The organism is Phosphitispora fastidiosa (genome assembly GCF_019008365.1).
In the GTDB taxonomy this organism is placed as follows: Bacteria; Bacillota; Thermincolia; order Thermincolales; family UBA2595; genus Phosphitispora; species Phosphitispora fastidiosa.
In genome coordinates this window covers 154,618-173,621 of record NZ_JAHHUL010000006.1, presented here as the reverse complement: position 1 = coordinate 173,621, position 19,004 = coordinate 154,618, and the positions used below count along the sequence as shown (strand labels likewise).

Sequence of the window (19,004 nt, the reverse complement as noted above, 5' to 3'; positions counted from 1 at the left end):
TAAAGTATCTCACCGTTCTTGATGTGCCAGGCCCGCCCTACACCCCAGCCGTAGTAAGTGGGGGGCTGCAGGATATGTACATAATCTGTCCAGGTTAATTCGGGAGCGCTCCTGAATTCAGCCGTGTGTTTTGCCTGCAGGCCTTTGACGATGTTGGGAAGAAACCTGGTATCGCCATCCCAGGGACTTTTATGAATGGGGGGTTCTCCTCTTTGTTTGAGTTTATCGGCCACCTTGCCGCTTGCCCAGGGATTAGCTATCCAATTGTTGTCATCCAGCATTGCCCCGGGATTCACCGGCACATCATAAGGCCAGTTTATATTAGTGATATATTCTTTAAATCTGTTGATTCCCAAATACCGGTAGACTCCGTTAATACAATCCCCGTGTTCCTCGCCCCAGACCAGCATATGTTCATCCTGAGGGTATCTTATTAACCTAATCGAAGAGAATTCCGGCTTCACATCTGGAAGAATGGTCACAAAATATCCCCATCCCAAGAAATCATTATCATCTGTAATACAGCCTACGATCTGCGCCGGAGGCGCCGGGGGAGGAATGTACCTGATATACTCCCCGGCAAGGGACGGCCCGGTAAAAAGCATACTCATGAGTAAAAAGACTGCCAGACAGGTTATCCGCTTGAACATATTACACCCCCGGAAGATAAATAAGAATATATATCCACGCTTCTCCTGACAAGGAACCTACTTTAATCTGCTGGTTATTAATCTGCCAGGACCTGTCCGGCAAATAATCAAAACTGTCTTTTTTGCTGAAAACATAGTCGGTTATTTCCCGACCTGACTTTTCCCCGAATTTGCTTGCCAATAGGGCGTATAAATCATCCTCTTGTGAAGCCATATCTTTATACATCAGGACCAGGATTTCGATATCAACATCATTGAAGTTTTTCCCCACTGCAGGAATTTCAATATCTAAATCCGTCTCCTCGGGCAGCACATAGCCATTGTCCAGCACAATCATCACAGTCCGGGTCGCGCTGTCCCAGTTCACCGTACACCCCAGCGCTTCGGCTACAAACCTTACCGGCACCATAGTCCGGCCCGGCGGCAGAATCACAGGGACTGTATCCATTGTTTTGCTTTTCCCGTTGACGGTGTAGTCCTGCCTGCCCGCCCAAAGGTAGACTGCATTTTCCTTTCGTTTCACACTCACTCCCTTTGTTTTCTGGTTCCAGTCCACTTCTGAACCCAGGGCTTCAGCTACAAAACGAATGGGGACCATTGTCCTATCATTGGCATCGATATACGGCTTGACATCACTGGCTATTCTGCTGCCATTTACCGTGATTGTAATCTCCGGATAGGCAGCCAGTGCCGGTGGGGATATTGTCAGTAAGCATACCAGGGCGGCAAACAAAAACACAATTTTCTTCACAGTTCTCCACTCTCCCATCATTTTTGAACCCATCTGCTCCCAAAACACATATTATATTATACCATTTATTACATTTTATGCCAATATATCTTTTCCCGTGTGGCATAAAAAATATTATTTGTAACTTGTTATGTAACCAAACCAATCCGGACTACATAAAATGTATCGTGAACCAGAAAGGAGTGAAGCTGGCAATGAATAATGTCCAGAACTGCTATCCCTATGATGGAACGTATGGAATGATGCCTTCACCTCCCGGTACTGTTTTGAGGGTGCATATTCCTGCAGGTGCTGTGATAAACTTATTAAACATACTTGAGGTGACATCTCCGCAGGGTATAAGTCTTATTGTAAGAGTTCCTCTATTAGGAGGTTCAATGGGATTACAAAACCTGATGACATCTATAATGAGCGCAGGCGGTACAGTACAACAGGTAAGTGGTGGTAATTACGACTACTTAAACTATAACCAGCCGTATTACTATTAGATTTTGAACCGCAAAAAAACGAGGGGTTAACTATTCCCTCGTTTTTTCATCTGATGCCAAACACCGCATATTATTTTTTAACTCAACAATGTTCTCAAAAGCGGAAGGGTATTTCTATCTTTTATAGAATATATATCATGTATTGTCAAATACCGCAATTCTAAACGGAGGATTCAGATGCGCCAACAATATAATTGCATTATCTGTGGTCATGTCACCGGTCAGCCTTTTTGTCAAGGCTGCATGATCAGAGCAAAACAATATTATGATACAATTTCTGAGTTTATCAAAGCCAACCCCAATGCCACCGTTATGGAGATTTATAACAGTACCTCTGTACCGCTCTCTGTAATTAAGGGAATTATTCAGATTGGCTGGATGGAACAAAGCAGTTGATTGTCTCCCGCACCATCCCGGCAAAGCCGCGCACTTCCTCTTCACTCGTATCAAAGGAAGTCATCAGCCTAACTTCATTCTTTCCCTCATCCCACACATAAAAATAGTACTTTTCCTGAAGCCTGGGAATTACTTCCGCCGGAATGACCGCAAAAACAGCATTTACTTCAACCTGCTGTGTCAGCTTTACCCCTGGGATTTTTCCCAGCTCCGCGGCAAGAAGCTGTGCCATTTTATTTGCATGCCTGGCATTACTTAACCAAAGGTCATTTGTCAGCAGGGCTTCGAACTGTACAGCAATAAAGCGCATCTTTGAGGCCAGCTGCATCCCCTGTTTTCTGATAAATATGAAATCCCGTGCCAGTTCCCGATTAAAGAAAACAACCGTTTCCCCAAACATCAGCCCGTTTTTGGTCCCACCAAATGACAACACGTCGACACCGGCATCCCCGGTTAACTCCATCAGCCCAGTCCGGAGGCCTGCCGCCGCATTTGCCAGCCTGGCCCCGTCCATATGCACAAGCATACCGTTTTGATGGGCAAAACCGGCAATCTGGTGTATTTCTTCCGAAGTATAAACAGTGCCATACTCCGTGGCCTGAGTAACAGATATAACCCGCGGCTGGGTGTGGTGTTGATTGCCAAAGCCGTGCATATATGCCTTTATCCCGGCAACTGTTAACTTCCCATCTTTCGTGGGCACAGGCAGCAGTTTACAGCCGGTGAACTTCTCGGGAGCGCCGCACTCATCAACATTTATGTGGGCAGCATCAGAACAGATAATTGCATTGAAGGACTCTGCAGCTGCCTCCAGTCCCAGGACATTGGCAGCTGTACCGTTATATACGAAAAAAACCTCTGCCTCTTTCCCAAAGACATCAGCAAACCTCTCCCGGGCCCGCAAGGTGTATTCGTCATCACCATAAGATAACACGTGGCCCTTGTTGGCTGCCGTGATTGCCTCCATGACCCGCGGATGGACCCCCGCATTATTATCACTGGCAAATCCTTTAGTAACTGTCATAGCCTCTTCTCCTTTGAACTCTATTTCCGCAGAGTAGCAGCCAGTCTGACAGGATTGAGGAGCAGTCCCAGCCCTTCATTGATATCCCTTACTACCACATCTGCCCTTGCCAGGGCTTGTCCCGCACAGCCCTCGGGCCCCATAACGACAACACCCAACGCTGCCTTGGCCAGCATCAGTACATCATTTACTCCGTTTCCGAATGCTGCCGTATGCGCAGCCCCTATTTTTTCAATAAAGGCCTCTTTATCAGGTCCGCCATCATCCTTGTCAATCATCACCAATTCAGCCTTCAGACCGGCACACTCCCGCCCGGCTGAACCAAAGGTGTCTGCTGTCAGGACATATACTTTAAGCGACCCGGCTGCTTCATTCACCAATTCTCTGGTCTTACCGGACAGCCTGCCATCAGAGGCCAGAGTGCCGTTAAAATCCAGCACCAGATTCTCCAGGTTAATATTCTGGTAACCCGGTATAGATAGTAAAATCATAATATCACCCCTTCATACAATGATAAATCTCATTCTTAATGGCTTCTCTCAAGCTGTCTTCCGGGAAATATTCTCCATCACTTAGTGTAACTGCTATTTTTTTTATTATGCGAACCGGGGGTCCGCCAAAAATATAAATTTCATCACACAGCATAAGGGCTTCATCCACATCATGGGTAACGAACACAACTGTCCTCCGGTCAGTGTCCCACAGTTTCCGAAATGAGTTAATCAGGGACCTTTTAAGCTTCAGGTCAAGGGCCCGAAAAGGTTCGTCCATAACCAGTATATCTGAAGGATAGGCAAACGCCCGGGCCGCGGCTGCCCTTTGTCTCATTCCGCTGCTGATCTCCCGCGGGTAGTGACCGGCAAAGTCCCCCAGGCTGACCATTTTCAGCAGACCCGAGACAATTTTGCTCCTGTCATTTTGGGGAAAAAGGTCTTTTAAGACAAACTCCACATTTTCACTAACCGTCTTCCAGGGCAGCAGCCTTGGTTCCTGAAAGATACAGGAAACCCTTTTCCCTGCAAGGCCGAGGAATTCTCCCGAATCAGGAGCGATCGTTCCGGTAATCATATTCAACAGCGTTGTCTTGCCGCATCCAGAAGGGCCCAGGATTCCGGTTATCCTGCCTTCTCTGAATTCGATTCGAAAATCTTGGTAAAGGTCTACACCAGGAAAACTCTTATAAAGACCACTGATACTTAAATTCATACTATCTCCCGTCTCCAGGCTGCCGCCCTCTTTTCGAACAACCGGATGAGTACTTCAAATATGTAACTAAGCATAACGGCGATAACCGTCCAGGCAAGTAGTTCAGCCACCATCAGGTATGACTGGGCAGTATGCATCTGGGTCCCAATGGCAAACCTGGGCTGACTTAAAACCTCACTGGCAATTATTGCTTTCCACCCAATACCGGCAGCATTGGATATACCTCCTGTTATAAAAGGTGAAATTGCCGGAATGTATACTTCCCGGATGAGCCTTGAAGTCTTAACCCGGTAAGTTTTGGCCATGTCCACAAGTTCCCCGTCCACACTTTTTATCCCTTCGGTAACATTTGTCGATATTATTGGATACATTATCAGAAAACCAATAAAGACCGGTACCAGGTCAGTTGATAACCAAATCAGGGCCAAAAGAATAATAGAAATAACCGGTGTTGCCCTTACGGCAACCAGAACCGGTTTTATCATTACATCAAATGTTCTGTTTAAACCGGCCAAAATGCCGGTTATTATCCCAACGGCCAGAGAAAGCAAAAATCCCAGGAAACCCCGCAGTACTGTATACCCCACAGAGATAACAAATTCATCAGAGGCAACCAGCTTCACCAGAACCTGAAATGTCTTTTCAGGTGTGGGTAACAGCAGCTCCGAAGCAGCAGCCAGGGAGATTATCTTCCATAGAAAAATTAAGCTGATGACGGAAAGTACCACCAATCCCCTGTCCTTCATAAGCGCTGCCCTGTCTTTTGTACGGATTGCCCTACTTTTTGTAATAAAAACCTTCATCAGGCAGTTTGCCTCCAACAATATTGGGATCGAAATCATAGAAAACCTTAAGATATGCGTTAATGCCTTCTTTTACACTCGAGGCATCCTCATATCTCATATTACATCTTGGGATAGTATCTGAAGCCACATCTGCTGCCGGCATTATTCCGTGCTTCACTGCCAGCTGCCCGGCTTCTTCAGTGTTGGCATTAACCCACTGTATAGATTTCTCGTATTCCTTTAAAAAACCTGCAACAATTCCGGGATACTTCAGGGCAAACTCCTTTTTTACAAAGACACAGGTCTGGGCAAGAGGTATTTTATTTTCCGCAGTTTCATCCCATTCCCGGGTCAGATCCATAATGATTTTCAAGCTGCTGTTTTTGGCAAGCAGAGTGCTTACCATAGGCTCTGACAATACAGCGAGGTCAGCCCTGCCCGCCCCCACAGCGCCGGCCAGCTCCTGAGGCATAGGATACCTGTAATCGAGGATAACATCTTTCTCAGGGTCAATGCCTTTTTTCTCAAGCATATACCGAAAGGAAATATCAGGTGTCATCCCTTTAGCCATCAGGTAAATCCTTTTATTTTTCAGGTCATCCCATTGCCGGATAGCTGAATTATCTTTCCCGACCAGGTAGAGCGTCCCCCAAAGGCCGATAGCTGCAGTTTGATACTGTATACCTTTATTATATAATATTGAAGCAAGGTTAGTGGGTATTGTGGCAATATCAGCCTCCGAATGAATCAGCATTGCTCTTACAGTCTCCGGGCTGTCTTTTATGATATACTCCGCCTTTGCATCATTACCCAGGGAAGGGTTGTTTTCAATCATATGAATCATACTTAGAGCAGAAGGCCCCTGGATTGATGCCACCTTTAAGGTTACCCCGGTATCAGTAGCATTGCCTGAGGCCGCACCGTCCTCACCGCCCTTTTCCGGTGTACCGCTCCCCGTACATCCAGCCGTCGCTGCCAACAGCAGTATTGAAAGAAAAATTAGCATAAATCTCTTCATCATATAGTGCCTCCGTTCTGTAAACATAACCGGACTATGTGCTATATATATGCCGACACCCCCGGTCAATGACTATATTCTACCATTATTCTGCAAATACTGTCCAGTCCCTGGTAAAAACCCGGCAAAAACCCGGCTAAAAGTTTCAGCCGGGTTTTTGTCAGGTTTATATATTTTGGAAATGAGAGGCAGTTTACTACTGCACATAATATTCATTCTTCACAAAGTTATAAATTCCTGCTATACTAAGATACATCTAAAAATTATTTATTGCGACTTCACTAAATGCTATTATAGTATTTCCTGATTAAAAAACACCTTTATATAAACTTTTTTAATTGCTAAATTTATGGCTTACTGCAGATAGTACTAATGAAAGTTTTTTTATTTTTTTGAAAATTAAAACTTCCTTAGTCTAGCAGGAATTACCACAATGAAGAAGAATATTATGTTTATACTTATCGAATAATGTCTTATTTTATCAAAATATGTTTAAATTCACTATATTTTGGTTTAATTATAAGAGTGTTTGTTATGTGAATCACTTAACTTTATGAACTGGATGCTTCATTTGCTTTGAACTTCCGGTCATAAACAAGAATTTCTGAAAGGAGGTCGATGAGACCGGTATTGAGATTTAATTTTCCCCGGACCAATCATCTGGACTCTACCGTAGTCAGGAGAATTCCGGGAGCAAAATACTAATAAAATCTAAGGAGGCAGAAAAAAAATGTTAAAGAGAAAAGGACTTTATTCTGTAATGGCGCTGCTTATCGCCCTCAGCCTGATGGTAACACTGGCAGGGTGCGGGGGCACGGAAAATTCGGCAGATGATCCTGCAAAGGAACCGGTCGAAAACAATCAGCCCGCTGAAGAAAAAGTAGTTGAATCCGCCGCGATTATTGAAGCTACCGCTGCTTACCTCGGCGCAGATCCAGCTCCGGCTCCGACAATCAGCGCTGAAGAGGTTAACGAAAAAGTAGTTCAGGGCGGCGATGCCGGCTATTTCCTCCTCAGTATCCAAAAGCCTGAAGACTATGCCAAAGGCCATGTAAAAGGAGCAATCAATATCCCTTATGCTCAAATTGCTAAAGCAGAAAGCCTGGCCCAGCTTCCCAAGGATAAGAAGATTGTTGTTATCTGCTACACCGGCCATACCGCCAGCTATACCTCAATGTTCCTCAACCAGCTTGGTTATGATTCCTATGCAATGAAGATGGGGATGAACGGCTGGAACGAAGCATCACCGGGAATGGGCGCGGTTGTACCTTACGCCGGGTCAGCCGGTTTTGATGTGAACACCGAAGCTGTTGAAGCTCAGGCTGTTAACGAAATTCCTGAAGTTAACACCGGCGCTCAGACTCCTGAAGAAATCATTATCGCAGCTACCGATGCCTACCTGTCCGCAGGCAGAGGACCTACAGTAAGTCCTCAGGAAATTGATGAAAAAGTTATCAAGGGTGGAGATGACAGCTACTTCCTCCTCAGCATCCAGAAGCCTGAAGACTATGCCAAAGGCCATGTTCCGGGAGCAATTAATATCCCTTATGGCGCTATTGCCAAGGAAGAAAACCTGAAGAAACTTCCTACCGATAAGAAGATTGTTGTTATCTGCTACACCGGTCACACCGCAAGCTATACCTCAATGTTCCTCAACCAGCTCGGTTATGAATCTTATGTCCTCAAGTTCGGTACTATGGGCTGGAATGACAAAACTGAAGGAATGGGCGCTGTTAAAGCCTTTACCAAATCACCTGGATTTGAGACAGTCGCCAACTAATAAAATAGCTTACCAAAATACAAGCGGGTGTCCCATAATGGGACACCTTTTCTTTTGGCCTATAAAATTGAAGGGAGGGGCAGATATAATTCCTCCACGATGGCAACGATTCCGCTTGTTTGCGGCTCCCGCTTACGCGGATTGCCGACAAGCGGACATCAGTCTCATCGTTCCGGAACCATATCTGCCCCTCCCTAATTCATAGGCCTAATCCAGAGCGGGTGCCCCATTTGGGACACCCGCTCTATTATTACTTGGCTTTACTATTTTTCACTTGTGTTGTTGAATAGGGGTAGATGTGTTCCGCAAGGCCGAATACATCTACCCCTATCCAGATTACAATTGAAAAATAATAAGCCCAGGTTTTACTGACCCAGCAACTTCCGCACAACCGGGATATCTGCCGGGGCAAATTCATATCCCATCATTTCCTCAGGGTCAGCCCACTTCCAGTCCTGGCAGTCGATGCAGGACGGCTGGCCGCCCTTTAGGCTGCAAAGGTAGCAGAGCAGGATAACCTGCCTGTCCTCATAGATGTGGGAGACGACCTTGAAAATATCTCCCACTTCAACATTAATGTCAAGCTCCTCCTTGATTTCTCTTATCAGGCAGGCTTCGGGATCTTCTCCCTGCTCTACCTTGCCTCCGGGGAACTCCCATTTCATCCCCTGGTGAGAGCCTTTTTTCCTTTGGGCAATGAGGAACTTACCATTATTTTCTATAATTGCTGCCGTGACAACCAGTATTTTCATGGTTTTGCGGTAATCTCCTTCCGCCTACGAATTTACAACCTTTTGCCCCTGATTATAGATAACCCCAAGTTCATCGGCAAATCCACTGTCATCCTGCAGCGCCCTTGCTATATTCAGGCCGGTTTCTTTAACTAATTCAATTTCCTGAACGTAATCAGGACCGGCAGGAATTTTATTGCTATCGGTAAGTATCCTCACCACAGGCTTCTCTGGGTGAATGCGCCTATTGCATACAACAAGCCCTATCTCACCCGAGCTAAGCTCCACCAAAGAACCGGCAGCATACCGGGCGACATTTTGCAGAAAAAGCTCCATTAATGAGCTGTCTATTTTCAGCCCTGCTTCTTCATTCATCAGTTCTATAGCCTCACAGGTGCTGTAAGCCTTCCGGTGTTTCCGCTCACTGGTAAGGGCATCAAACAGGTCAGCAATGGCTGCAATCCTGGCAAATTCACAGATGTCAGTATTCTTTAGGGCTCTCGGGTAACCAGTACCATCTATGCGTTCATGATGCTGAAAAGCAACATGTGCTGCCAGCAGGTTAACATCTTTCTGGTCTCTCAGGAGGTTAAAACCTTTGATGCTGTGCTGCTGCATTTGACTGAATTCTTCGGGCGAAAGCCGGCCCGGTTTTTCCACCACCTTGGGATCAACATACATGGACCCGATATCGTGCATAACTGCCCCCACTCCCAGGTCCCGCAACTGAACCTCGTTATAGTTTAAGGCCAGACCGATGCGCAGTGACAGGATACATACATTCAGGCAGTGGGCATACAGGTAACTGTCATAAGAGCGGATATCACAAAATTCAAAAAGCAGCTGCCTGTTCTGCAGAACCTCGTCTGCCAGCCTGTTTACCAGATCCTTAATCAGTTTGGTATCTACCTTTTGGTACTTTTTAGCCTCTTCAAAAACCCTTCGCAATGTTATAATCCCGTCTAATCTTGTACTGTCAGAAACTACATCGGGGAACTCGATGTCCCGGCAAAAACCGTCAATAATAATGATTGTCGGGTAACCCAGGGCCTGCAGCCTTTTGGCATATGCAGGGTTAAGTTCACTCCCGGCAGAAAGCAAGACGCTCCCATTGGCTGAATAAAGACTTTTCCCCAAAATCATCCCTGACTGCAGCTTGCTTACAGATATTTTGCGCATAGACCTGCCCCCTCTCCTGTCATTTTCGTCACTTTCGTCATTTTAGGAAATAAAAATTCCGCCTTGCTTGCCGGAAAAGCAGACGGATCAGTTTTTCGGCAGCCTGGCTGTCATAGCAAAAGCTTTAGACCCATGGCTTTGCGTCCCTAACTTTCGGTAGGTTTGCCTTTACGGTAAAAAAATATGCGGTTAGCTTATTATATTTATACGTTACAAGCCAATGTAAACAGGGTGTCCGGTAAAGAAATATTAATCCCAATTGAGCAACTGTATCAAAAGCCCTAATTATAATAATTATTAAATAATGTTGTACTGATAAAACAGTTATATCTTTTCATATACTCTACTATCAAACAGTCAATTTCACAGCTCTTGTTGTACACATCCGGGTCATTTAGACCCTTATTCTTTACCAAACTGTACATTTCTCTCTGTTTTTCCCGGATCTTTTTCCGGAATTCCCGACGGTTTGTCCACATTTTCATCTCTCCCACACTTTATTGTGGTTGGATTGTTAATCTGTCCCAAACTGTGTTTTTTTTATGTTTTCTTCTAGGAATTATTGCAAATATCCTTCAGAGAAAATGTCGAATACCGTCAAATCGAAATTTTTTTTCCAAAATATTATTATTTCCATTCTAATAATACATTGTCACCATCTTTAAGTGGCGTTGTAAATTCAGCGGAGCTCCCGTTAACTTTTAGTTCAAGTCTCATTCCGGTTTCGGGAGGTATTAACTGAAGATTGGTCCGTGTCAGTACATCTGTAAGAATAGCATCCACCCCAGGAATTTCTACCGTTTCATTATTAACCGTGACAATAGTAAACCTGGGGACATTAGATTCGTCCTCACCTGCCGGATCTACTGTCTCTGCATGCTCTACTGTCTCTGCATACTCTACTGTCTCTGCATGCTCTGCCGTCTCTGCATGCTCTGCAAGCTCCGCCGCTTTCATTGGCTCTGCCGCAGTATCCGGCTCAGTTTGGATATCGCCGGTATCATCTCCTGGAACAGGCTCAACGTTTGGCATTGGTTCACCGGTCGGTATTGGTTCAGCAGCCCTTTCCAGGATTATGTCATCCCCGTCATTAACTTCAGCCATGGAATCAACCAAACGCTCGTTAATATATATGTAGCAATCGTCACCGGAATCAGCACAGCCCGCTATTTCCAGGACCTCTGTCACAGTCCTGGGTAAATAATGGACTACCCTGGCATTATCCACGAGCTCTTCGTGGTAGGCCGCAGGTTTACCGTTCATAGTAATCACCGGGTTAATCACAAAAGGTTCGCTGTTAACAGAAATATTCAAAGCAAAGATGTGGGGCACCAGATCGTAAATGTGTCCCCGGGCGTTTTCACCATCCCGGGCCTCAACAAATTCTATGATATCATTATGTTTTACCGGGACATCAATGGTAACGTCTTCCCCGTTCAGCCGGATAACTGCCGGTTTGCCTCTGCCGCCTTTGATGATCTTTAAATCTCCGTTGACCGTCAAAGTAAGGGCCATTCCCAGCCGCGGTTGTGTCTTGCGCATACTGATGCCTGCTGCCAGCAGGGCATCGGCCACTGTACCCCGGTTGACCTCAAAAAGCCGGATCTGCCGGTCATTAACCATCACCTTGGCAAACCCAAGGCCCTTATGTTCATATGCTGTCACAGCTATTCCAATTGGAGTTACGGCCTCAGGCCCCATCAGTTCCTGGGTACCGAACACCTCTGCAATCGCCTCCCGGCCCCTGACTGCCACTCTCTGCCTGGTAAGCCCAATATTGTCTGCCAGCATATCCTTTAATAGAGGAGTAAGGCTTCCTCCGCCAATACAAATAACGGCCTGCGGGGTCTTTCCGTTAAGTTCAATTATTTTATCACTTATCTGTTTCGTTAAATCCTGGACAGCTTCTCCGACAATATCAAGAACCTCCCTGGCGGAAACAGTATGCTCAATTCCCAGGACATCGGTAAAACCAATGTCACTGTTATCCTGCAGGGACCGCTTAATCCTCTCTGCCGTGTTAAAATCAAGCAGGTATATTTCAGAAATCTTCTCTGTTATTTCATCACCGGCTACCGGAACCATTCCGTAACCGGCTATGGACCCATCGTCGGTAATAGCAATATCCGAAGTTCCGGCCCCTATATCAACAAGTGCAATATTTAGCTGTCTCATACTGGGCGGCACCACCACCGCACTTGCGGCAATAGGCTCCAGGGTCAGGCTGGCCATTTCCAAACCTGCCTGCTGCAAAGCAGCAAAGAGAGAATCGACAACAACCCTGGGCAGAAAAGTTGCAATAACCTCAACACTCATATTCCTGCCCTTCTGACTGTATAAGCTGCCGATTTTATAGCCATCCAGCTCATAATAAACTACACTGTAGCCGACACAGTGATAATTCAGGGACTCTGCTGTCTGGGTATCTTCCTCATTTGCCAAACGGCTTTGAGCTTCCTGTACCGCCTGAAGTTCAAGCCTGAGGATATCATCCCGGTGTATCTCCCGGAATTCTGGAATATCTGCACTCACATTAAGCCTTGTAGTCTTCAGAGCCCTTCCTGCGGCTGCCACAGCAGCCTGTTTAAGGGTCTGGCCAAGTCTGTTCTCAAGCTTGTCCTTAATCGCCTTAATTGATTCGGCCACCTGTTCAATATCATGTATCTGTCCGTCAATCATAGCCCTGTTTTGGTGCTCCCTTTGTTCTGCTGCCAAAATTTCAAGACCTTTGGTTGTCTCCTGCATGATGACACCGGTAATTGACCTGGTGCCGATATCCAGGGCAAAAATTGTTTCACCAGACATAATTTAACCCCCCTCTCCGTTAAGGGCAAATTGAAATCATTGTTTGATTACCTTTCCTCAGTCACCTTTCTTGTAGAAAAAAGATGATACAAGAGAAAAGCCAATTTCCCTGGCCTGAAATATCTGTTCGGTACTCCCTGTAAAAAGGATTCCATTTTGTTTCAATCCGGTATAAAACTTCCGGTAAAGCTGGGCCTTACTTTCCTCTGTAAAATAGATAACCACATTCCGGCACAGAATCAAATCAAAATTTCTGTCAAAAGCATCTGTCAAAAGGTTGTGTTTCATAAAATTGACTCTTTTTTTTACTTCATCTTTTATTTTGAAGTTGCTGCCTTCCTTAGTAAAATTCCCATTAATATAATTCTGAGGCAGATTCAGGACAGCCTTATCATTATATACTCCCGTCCTGGCTTTGTTTAGCACCTCGTCATCAACATCGGTGGCCAGCATAGTGAAGTTTATATGGGGAAAACGGTTCATCATCACCATAGTTAGGGTATAGGGCTCTTCACCGGTGGAACACCCCGCGCTCCATATTTTCAACGACCGGGACGCCTGAATCAGTTCAGGCAGAATCTTTTCTTCCAGGACCTGCCACTGAGAAGGGTTCCTGTAGAATTCTGATACATTAATAGTTAATGTATCAAGAAACTTCCTCCAATGGGCTATTTCTTTTTCCAGCAGACCCAGATATATGCCGTAATCAGTGATTTTCAGACTCCGCATCAGACTGTTGATACGCCTCTCCATCTGGGGACGTTTGTAACCGGTTAAATCCAGACCTTTTTTTCTCCGTAAGCCATCCAGAAATGTTTCATATGCATCCGCCATAGTGTTCTACCTCTCTGCACAATAAATTATTACTTTACCGGTTCAACATTATTTGGTATATGACACTTATTACAGAAGTTTTCCTTGGTATGGCTGAACTTTTTACTGTGGCAGTCCAGGCAAAATCTCTCAGGGTCCCCGCGGCGTTCCGTAATCACACCGTGTTCCTTCATCCACTCCTCAGGGTTCCCGTGTTGAGTCCGGTTGATATTAAAATAAATAACAAACACCAAGGCCACTGCAAGCAGAATTGTGATAAGGTTCTTCCTGTTTACCACCCTACCCACTCCTTACCAATTTTTAATTATTCGACAAAAATTAACGTTTTTCCTCTCTTTTTTTGAAATATCTCCCTCTTTAGGAGTAATTTTTTAATCTTCTATAAGACTTCACGAAAGGCCTCAGAAGCCGCAGCAACTGTCCGGTCAATGTCTGCATCAGTATGGGCCAGGGAGACAAAGGCTGCCTCAAACTGTGACGGCGCCAGGTAAATACCCTTTTCCAGCATGATCCTGAAGAAGGCAGCAAATTTGTTGGTATCAGAGCTGCAGGCAGTCGCGAAATCGGTCACCTGCTCACCGGTGAAAAAGGTACATACCATTGAGCCGACCCTGTTAAAGGAGGCAACAGCGCCGGCCTTATCTGCCGCATCAGCAAGTCCTGCTGCCAGCCGGGAAGCCTTTTTCTCCAGTTCGTCATAGATACCGGGTTTTTGCAGTTGTTTTAAGGTAACCAGCCCTGCTGTCATTGCCAGGGGGTTCCCTGACAGGGTACCGGCCTGGTAAATGGGGCCTGAGGGAGCAATCCTTGACATGATTTCCTGTCTTCCGCCATAGGCGCCTACCGGGAGACCGCCTCCGATAACCTTACCCAGGCAGGTCAGGTCAGGCTCAATGCCAAAACGCAGCTGAGCTCCGCCATAGGCCACCCTGAACCCTGTCATTACTTCATCAAATATCAGCAGGGCGCCATATTTCCCCGTTATTTCCCGGAGTCCTTCCAGAAATCCGGGTTGGGGCGGGACGACTCCCATATTGCCGGCTACCGGCTCTACGATAACGGCCGCAATGTCCTCACCCTCTATTTCAAATATCTTTTTTACTGTGTCCAGGTTATTAAACTGGGCCGTAATTGTGTTCACAGCGATATTCTCCGGCACCCCCGGGCTGGTGGGGACTCCAAGAGTCAGCGCTCCTGAACCTGCCTTAATAAGCAGGGAATCGGCATGTCCATGATAACAACCCTCAAACTTGACTATCTTGTTCCTCCCGGTATATCCCCGGGCAGCCCTTAAGGCGCTCATTGTAGCCTCTGTTCCTGAATTAACCATCCTGACCATATCCATAGCCGGAAAGGCAGCAATAATGGTTTTAGCCATTTCAGTCTCCAGTTCGGTTGGCGCTCCATAGCTGGTTCCTTTATCCAGGTATGCTTTGAGGGCCGCAACAACCTCAGGATGCTGGTGTCCGAGAATCATGGGGCCCCAAGACCCTACATAGTCTATGTACTCATTTCCGTCAGCATCATAAATTTTGGAGCCATTGGCTTTCTCGATGAAAACAGGGTCGTGTCCGACAGATTTAAAAGCCCTTACAGGACTATTGACTCCACCCGGAATATATTTTTGGGCCTCCTCAAAAAGTTTGACAGATTGACTGTAGCCTTTATGCATTATTTGTACCGCCTTTCACTAGATTTGCGCCGGAAATAAGCGCACATTTATTGTTCCCACAGGTTTACTTTTAATTATGTAAAAGGTAGAGAAGTACCTCGGCTGCCAATCAGTCCGGGCAGCCCGGTGCCTCTCTACCCTATTTGTGTTAGCTGTCATTGCGGCCTACGCCCTCAATAACCTTTTCTCCCCTGATACAAGCACCATGGTTCTTCAGCCATATAGTCGCCGTCATTGTAAAATGCGGCTCTGGCACGGCAGCCGCCGCAGATTTTCTTATAGCCGCAACTGCCGCAGCCACCCTTGTAATCCAGTGTCCTCAGGGTCCGGAAAACCTCACTGTCAGTCCATATTTCACTGAATGGGGTTTCCCTGACATTGCCGACCTCCATGTCCATATAGGCACACGGCTGAACCTTGCCCTTAGGACCGATAATGCAGTATGAGGTCCCCGCCAGGCAGCCGCGCCCAAACCTGAGGTCCATCCCCATCTGTTTGGCAATCCTCATGAACTGGGGCGCACAGGTGGGTTTCAGTTCAATATCAACCTGCTGCTGTTTCTTCATAATCCGGGTCAGAATTTCTTCGTATTGTTCAGCCCTGAGGGACTCTTCTTCAATATTTTTGGCCCTTCCGGTAGGAACCAGGAAGAAGAAGTGGTGGGCCTTAGCCCCCAGCTCAATAGCAAAATCTGTAATTGCCTCGGCCTCGTTCCAGTTCCAGTCCATCAGGGTAGTATGAATCTGGAAAGGAACCCCGGCAGCATGGCAGTTCTTCATTCCCTGTACAGCCCCGTCCCAGGCTCCTTTAAACTTCCTGAGCCGGTCGTGTTTCTCCCTATCCAGGCTGTCCAGGCTGATGCCAACCCCATCCACACCGATTTCTTTCAACCTTTGAGCCACCTCGGGGGTAATCAGGGTGCCATTGGTACCGAAAACCGTAATCAGGCCCAGACTTTTTGAGTATTCAACCAGTTCGAAGATGTCTGGCCTCATAAACGGTTCCCCGCCGCTGAATATCATGATTTTGAACCCGGCTTTTTTAATCTCGTCAAGCAGGGCCTTCCCTTCCTCGGTATTCAGTTCTTCATCTGCCCTGGCGCCGGCATCCCGGTAACAGTGATCACAGTACATGTTGCATTGATTTGTCGTATTCCAGGAAATGATCATTACTGTTCCTCCTTCAGCCATTTGGCAACATCTTTTGCATGATAGGTAATTATAATATCTGCCCCGGCCCTTTTCATACCCGTCAGGGCTTCCATGACCACTCTTTTTTCGTCAAGCCAGCCGTTTTGGACAGCTGCCTTAATCATGGCAAACTCGCCGCTGACATTATAAGCTGCCACAGGCATATTGAATTCATCTTTAATTCTCCTGATAATGTCAAGGTAAGGCAGGGCCGGTTTAACCATCACAATATCCGCCCCTTCTTCCACGTCAAGCCAAACTTCCTTCAGAGCCTCATCACCGTTCGCCGGGTCCATCTGATAGCCCCTGCGGTCACCAAACTGTGGGGTTGATTCGGCAACATCCCGGAACGGCCCGTAAAAACCTGAAGCATACTTGGCTGAATAAGACATAATCGGTATATTACTGTAACCATTGGCATCAAGGGCCTTCCTGATTGCGGCAACCCGCCCGTCCATCATATCTGAAGGGGCTACCATATCTGCTCCGGCCATTGCATATGACAAGGCAATCTTGGCCAGAATCTCAATTGTCTGGTCATTCAGCACATTACCCTTCTCGTCAAGGAGACCGCAATGCCCGTGACTGGTGTATTCACACATACAAAGGTCCGGAATCACCAAAAGCTCAGGATATTTCTGCTTTATTTCCCTGATAGCGCGCTGGACTGCTTCATTATCATCATAAGCCGAAGAACCCTGGGCATCTTTGTAGGCAGGGATGCCAAACAGCAGCACCCCGGGAATGCCCAGTTTTACAATCTCATCTGTTTCCTTTAAAATATTGTCAACTGACTGCTGAAAAACCCCTGGCATTGAAGCAACTGGATTATTGACACCATCACCGTTTGTTACGAACAGGGGATATATGAGGTCATCAGTTGTCAGGCGGTTTTCCCTGACCAGACGGCGCATATTCTCAGAACTTCTCAGCCTCCTCGCCCTTACAACCGGAAAACTCATTTACTCCGCCTCCTGTGTTTTTATATAGTCCAAAACAGCCTGCACCAGGCCATCTATAGTATATACCTCGGCCTCAACAGCAACCTCAAGGCCCAGTTCCCGGGCTGCCGCTGAAGTAATCGGCCCGATACTGGCAACTATAACACCTTCTGTAAGTCTGGGGATATTATCTGCCCCGATTTTCCTGACAAAATTCTTCACAGTTGACGAACTTGTGAAGGTGAGGACATGTATCCGCTTCTCCTCCAGCATTTTAATAACCTCGGCGCTATCTCCGGAACCCATCACCGTCCGGTAGGCAGTTACCTCATCAACTATCGCCCCCATGGATTCAAGGGTATCAGGCAGCACCTTCCTGGCGATATCAGCACGCGGCAGCAGGAATCGCTTGCCTCTGAGATCGTGTTCCCGGAAGATGTCAATTATTGCTTCAGCCACAAACTCCTCAGGCATAAATTCGCAAAAGACCCCATATTTCTCAATCTCTTCCCTGGTTTTGGGGCCAATGGCAGCAATCTTGGTATCCTTCAGGCATCTGACATCTTTTTTAATCTCCCTCATGCGATTCATAAAAGACTGGACACCATTGACACTGGTCAGGACCAGCCAGTCATATGAGTCAATATCCGTAATAGCTCTGTCCAGCGGTCCGTAATCCTCGGGAGCTGTGATTTCAATGGTCGGAAACTCCCAGGGTTCACCGCCCAAAAGCTCAATTTCCCGGGCCAGCGCACTGGCCTGGCTGCGGGAACGGGTCACCAGAACTCTTTGCCCAAATAACGGTCTCTGTTCAAACCACATCAGTTTTTCCCTCAGAGAAACCACTTCACCAACCACAATTATTGCCGGGTGTCCCATCTGGGCCTCCCTGGCCTTTTCCACAATGTTGCTGAGGACGCCGGTCACCGTTTTCTGTTCCGGCCTGGTGCCCCATCTGATAACTGCTGCCGGAGTTTCCGGAGGTCTCCCGTTGGCAGTGAGCTTTTCCACTATATAAGGAAGATTGCTCATGCCCATATAGAATACGATAGTCCCACATCCGGTGGCCACCTTATCCCATTCGACTGATGTATCCTCTTTGGTGGGGTCTTCATTTCCGGTAATAATTGCCAGAGTGGAATTAAAATCACGGTGGGTTACCGGAATTCCGGCATAAGCGGGAACTGCTATCCCGGAAGTTATTCCGGGCACTACCTCAAAGGGAATATTATTTTCCAGGAGGAATTCCGCCTCCTCGCCCCCCCTGCCAAAAACAAAGGGGTCGCCACCCTTGAGCCGGGTAACTGTTTTCCCTTCCTGGGCCTTATCAACCAGGACCCGGTTAATCTCGTCCTGCTTGAGGGTATGCCTGACAGGAGACTTTCCCGCATAAATCAGTTCCGCTCCCGGTTTAGCATGAGACAGCAGCCGGGGACTGGACAACCGGTCATATACAATGACATCTGCGGTCTGAATACATTCCAGGCCTTTTACAGTAATAAGTTTGGGGTCTCCGGGACCCGCGCCTACCAAATAGACTCTGCCATTTTCCAT

At 46.7% G+C, this 19,004-nt stretch carries 20 protein-coding genes and 1 riboswitch; of the genes, 3 read left to right on the top strand and 17 right to left on the bottom strand.

Annotated elements, in window-relative coordinates:
- Positions 1–650, bottom strand: a 650-nt coding sequence (locus Ga0451573_RS08275) for an Athe_2463 domain-containing protein (RefSeq protein ID WP_435052286.1), incomplete at its 3' end; no start/stop codon positions are given.
- Position 651: 1 nt separating this feature from the next.
- A complete protein-coding gene (locus Ga0451573_RS08270; RefSeq protein WP_231683416.1) occupies positions 652–1,401 on the bottom strand; it encodes a copper amine oxidase N-terminal domain-containing protein in 750 nt (249 codons plus the stop codon).
- A gap of 194 nt (positions 1,402–1,595) precedes the next feature.
- Between Ga0451573_RS08270 and Ga0451573_RS08265 the strand changes: the two genes are divergently transcribed.
- Both Ga0451573_RS08265 and Ga0451573_RS08260 read left to right on the top strand, forming a co-directional pair.
- Positions 1,596–1,889 (top strand): hypothetical protein, encoded by a 294-nt coding sequence (locus Ga0451573_RS08265; RefSeq protein ID WP_231683415.1) that lies wholly within the window; start codon positions 1,596–1,598, stop codon positions 1,887–1,889.
- Between the two features lie 177 nt (positions 1,890–2,066).
- Positions 2,067–2,285: a hypothetical protein gene (locus Ga0451573_RS08260; RefSeq protein ID WP_231683414.1), complete on the top strand. Its 219-nt coding sequence runs from the start codon at positions 2,067–2,069 to the stop codon at positions 2,283–2,285.
- On the opposite strand, the gene Ga0451573_RS08255 is transcribed toward Ga0451573_RS08260, so the two are convergent.
- From Ga0451573_RS08255 to Ga0451573_RS08235, 5 genes are read right to left on the bottom strand one after another with little or no spacing between them, the layout of a single operon-like run.
- Positions 2,251–3,309, bottom strand: a complete 1,059-nt coding sequence (locus Ga0451573_RS08255; RefSeq protein ID WP_231683413.1) for a threonine aldolase family protein — start codon at positions 3,307–3,309, stop codon at positions 2,251–2,253. The two genes, Ga0451573_RS08260 and Ga0451573_RS08255, sit on opposite strands and share 35 nt — an antisense overlap.
- Positions 3,310–3,329: 20 nt before the next feature.
- Positions 3,330–3,800, bottom strand: coding sequence for an HAD family hydrolase (locus Ga0451573_RS08250; protein WP_231683412.1), 471 nt, complete (start codon positions 3,798–3,800; stop codon positions 3,330–3,332).
- A 4-nt stretch (positions 3,801–3,804) separates the two neighbouring features.
- On the bottom strand, positions 3,805–4,515 hold the full coding sequence (locus Ga0451573_RS08245; RefSeq protein ID WP_231683411.1) for an ABC transporter ATP-binding protein: 711 nt from the start codon (positions 4,513–4,515) through the stop codon (positions 3,805–3,807).
- A complete protein-coding gene (locus tag Ga0451573_RS08240) occupies positions 4,512–5,318 on the bottom strand; it encodes an ABC transporter permease (protein ID WP_231683410.1) in 807 nt (268 codons plus the stop codon). Before Ga0451573_RS08240 ends, Ga0451573_RS08245 begins: the two co-directional genes overlap by 4 nt.
- The gene (locus Ga0451573_RS08235; RefSeq protein ID WP_231683409.1) at positions 5,293–6,321 is read right to left on the bottom strand and encodes an ABC transporter substrate-binding protein; all 1,029 of its coding nucleotides are present in this window, start codon (positions 6,319–6,321) and stop codon (positions 5,293–5,295) included. Before Ga0451573_RS08235 ends, Ga0451573_RS08240 begins: the two co-directional genes overlap by 26 nt.
- 727 nt (positions 6,322–7,048) lie before the next feature.
- Between Ga0451573_RS08235 and Ga0451573_RS08230 the strand changes: the two genes are divergently transcribed.
- Positions 7,049–8,098 carry a rhodanese-like domain-containing protein gene (locus tag Ga0451573_RS08230; RefSeq protein WP_231683408.1) on the top strand — a complete coding sequence of 350 codons (1,050 nt, stop codon included), beginning with the start codon at positions 7,049–7,051 and terminating at the stop codon, positions 8,096–8,098.
- Between the two features lie 365 nt (positions 8,099–8,463).
- On the opposite strand, the gene mutT is transcribed toward Ga0451573_RS08230, so the two are convergent.
- The 10 genes from mutT to cobA all read right to left on the bottom strand — a co-directional run bounded on the left by mutT (position 8,464) and on the right by cobA (position 19,004).
- Positions 8,464–8,850, bottom strand: coding sequence for an 8-oxo-dGTP diphosphatase MutT (gene mutT, locus Ga0451573_RS08225; RefSeq protein ID WP_231683407.1), 387 nt, complete (start codon positions 8,848–8,850; stop codon positions 8,464–8,466).
- A 24-nt stretch (positions 8,851–8,874) separates the two neighbouring features.
- A complete protein-coding gene (locus Ga0451573_RS08220) occupies positions 8,875–10,008 on the bottom strand; it encodes an HD-GYP domain-containing protein (protein ID WP_231683406.1) in 1,134 nt (377 codons plus the stop codon).
- 94 nt (positions 10,009–10,102) lie between these two features.
- Positions 10,103–10,185, bottom strand: a riboswitch (cyclic di-GMP riboswitch).
- A gap of 104 nt (positions 10,186–10,289) precedes the next feature.
- On the bottom strand, positions 10,290–10,487 hold the full coding sequence (locus Ga0451573_RS08215) for an aspartyl-phosphate phosphatase Spo0E family protein (RefSeq protein ID WP_231683405.1): 198 nt from the start codon (positions 10,485–10,487) through the stop codon (positions 10,290–10,292).
- 148 nt (positions 10,488–10,635) lie between these two features.
- A complete protein-coding gene (locus tag Ga0451573_RS08210) occupies positions 10,636–12,813 on the bottom strand; it encodes a cell division protein FtsA (RefSeq protein ID WP_231683404.1) in 2,178 nt (725 codons plus the stop codon).
- A 57-nt stretch (positions 12,814–12,870) separates the two neighbouring features.
- A complete protein-coding gene (locus tag Ga0451573_RS08205) occupies positions 12,871–13,647 on the bottom strand; it encodes a CheR family methyltransferase (RefSeq protein WP_231683403.1) in 777 nt (258 codons plus the stop codon).
- A 29-nt stretch (positions 13,648–13,676) separates the two neighbouring features.
- Positions 13,677–13,925 carry a hypothetical protein gene (locus Ga0451573_RS08200; protein ID WP_231683402.1) on the bottom strand — a complete coding sequence of 83 codons (249 nt, stop codon included), beginning with the start codon at positions 13,923–13,925 and terminating at the stop codon, positions 13,677–13,679.
- A 101-nt stretch (positions 13,926–14,026) separates the two neighbouring features.
- A complete protein-coding gene (gene hemL / locus Ga0451573_RS08195; RefSeq protein WP_231683401.1) occupies positions 14,027–15,319 on the bottom strand; it encodes a glutamate-1-semialdehyde 2,1-aminomutase in 1,293 nt (430 codons plus the stop codon).
- A gap of 173 nt (positions 15,320–15,492) precedes the next feature.
- Positions 15,493–16,488 carry a putative heme d1 biosynthesis radical SAM protein NirJ2 gene (gene nirJ2, locus Ga0451573_RS08190; protein WP_231683400.1) on the bottom strand — a complete coding sequence of 332 codons (996 nt, stop codon included), beginning with the start codon at positions 16,486–16,488 and terminating at the stop codon, positions 15,493–15,495.
- On the bottom strand, positions 16,488–17,471 hold the full coding sequence (gene hemB / locus Ga0451573_RS08185; protein WP_231683399.1) for a porphobilinogen synthase: 984 nt from the start codon (positions 17,469–17,471) through the stop codon (positions 16,488–16,490). The genes nirJ2 and hemB overlap by 1 nt, the downstream gene beginning before the upstream one ends.
- The gene (gene cobA / locus Ga0451573_RS08180) at positions 17,472–19,004 is read right to left on the bottom strand and encodes a uroporphyrinogen-III C-methyltransferase (protein ID WP_231683398.1); all 1,533 of its coding nucleotides are present in this window, start codon (positions 19,002–19,004) and stop codon (positions 17,472–17,474) included. It lies immediately after the preceding gene.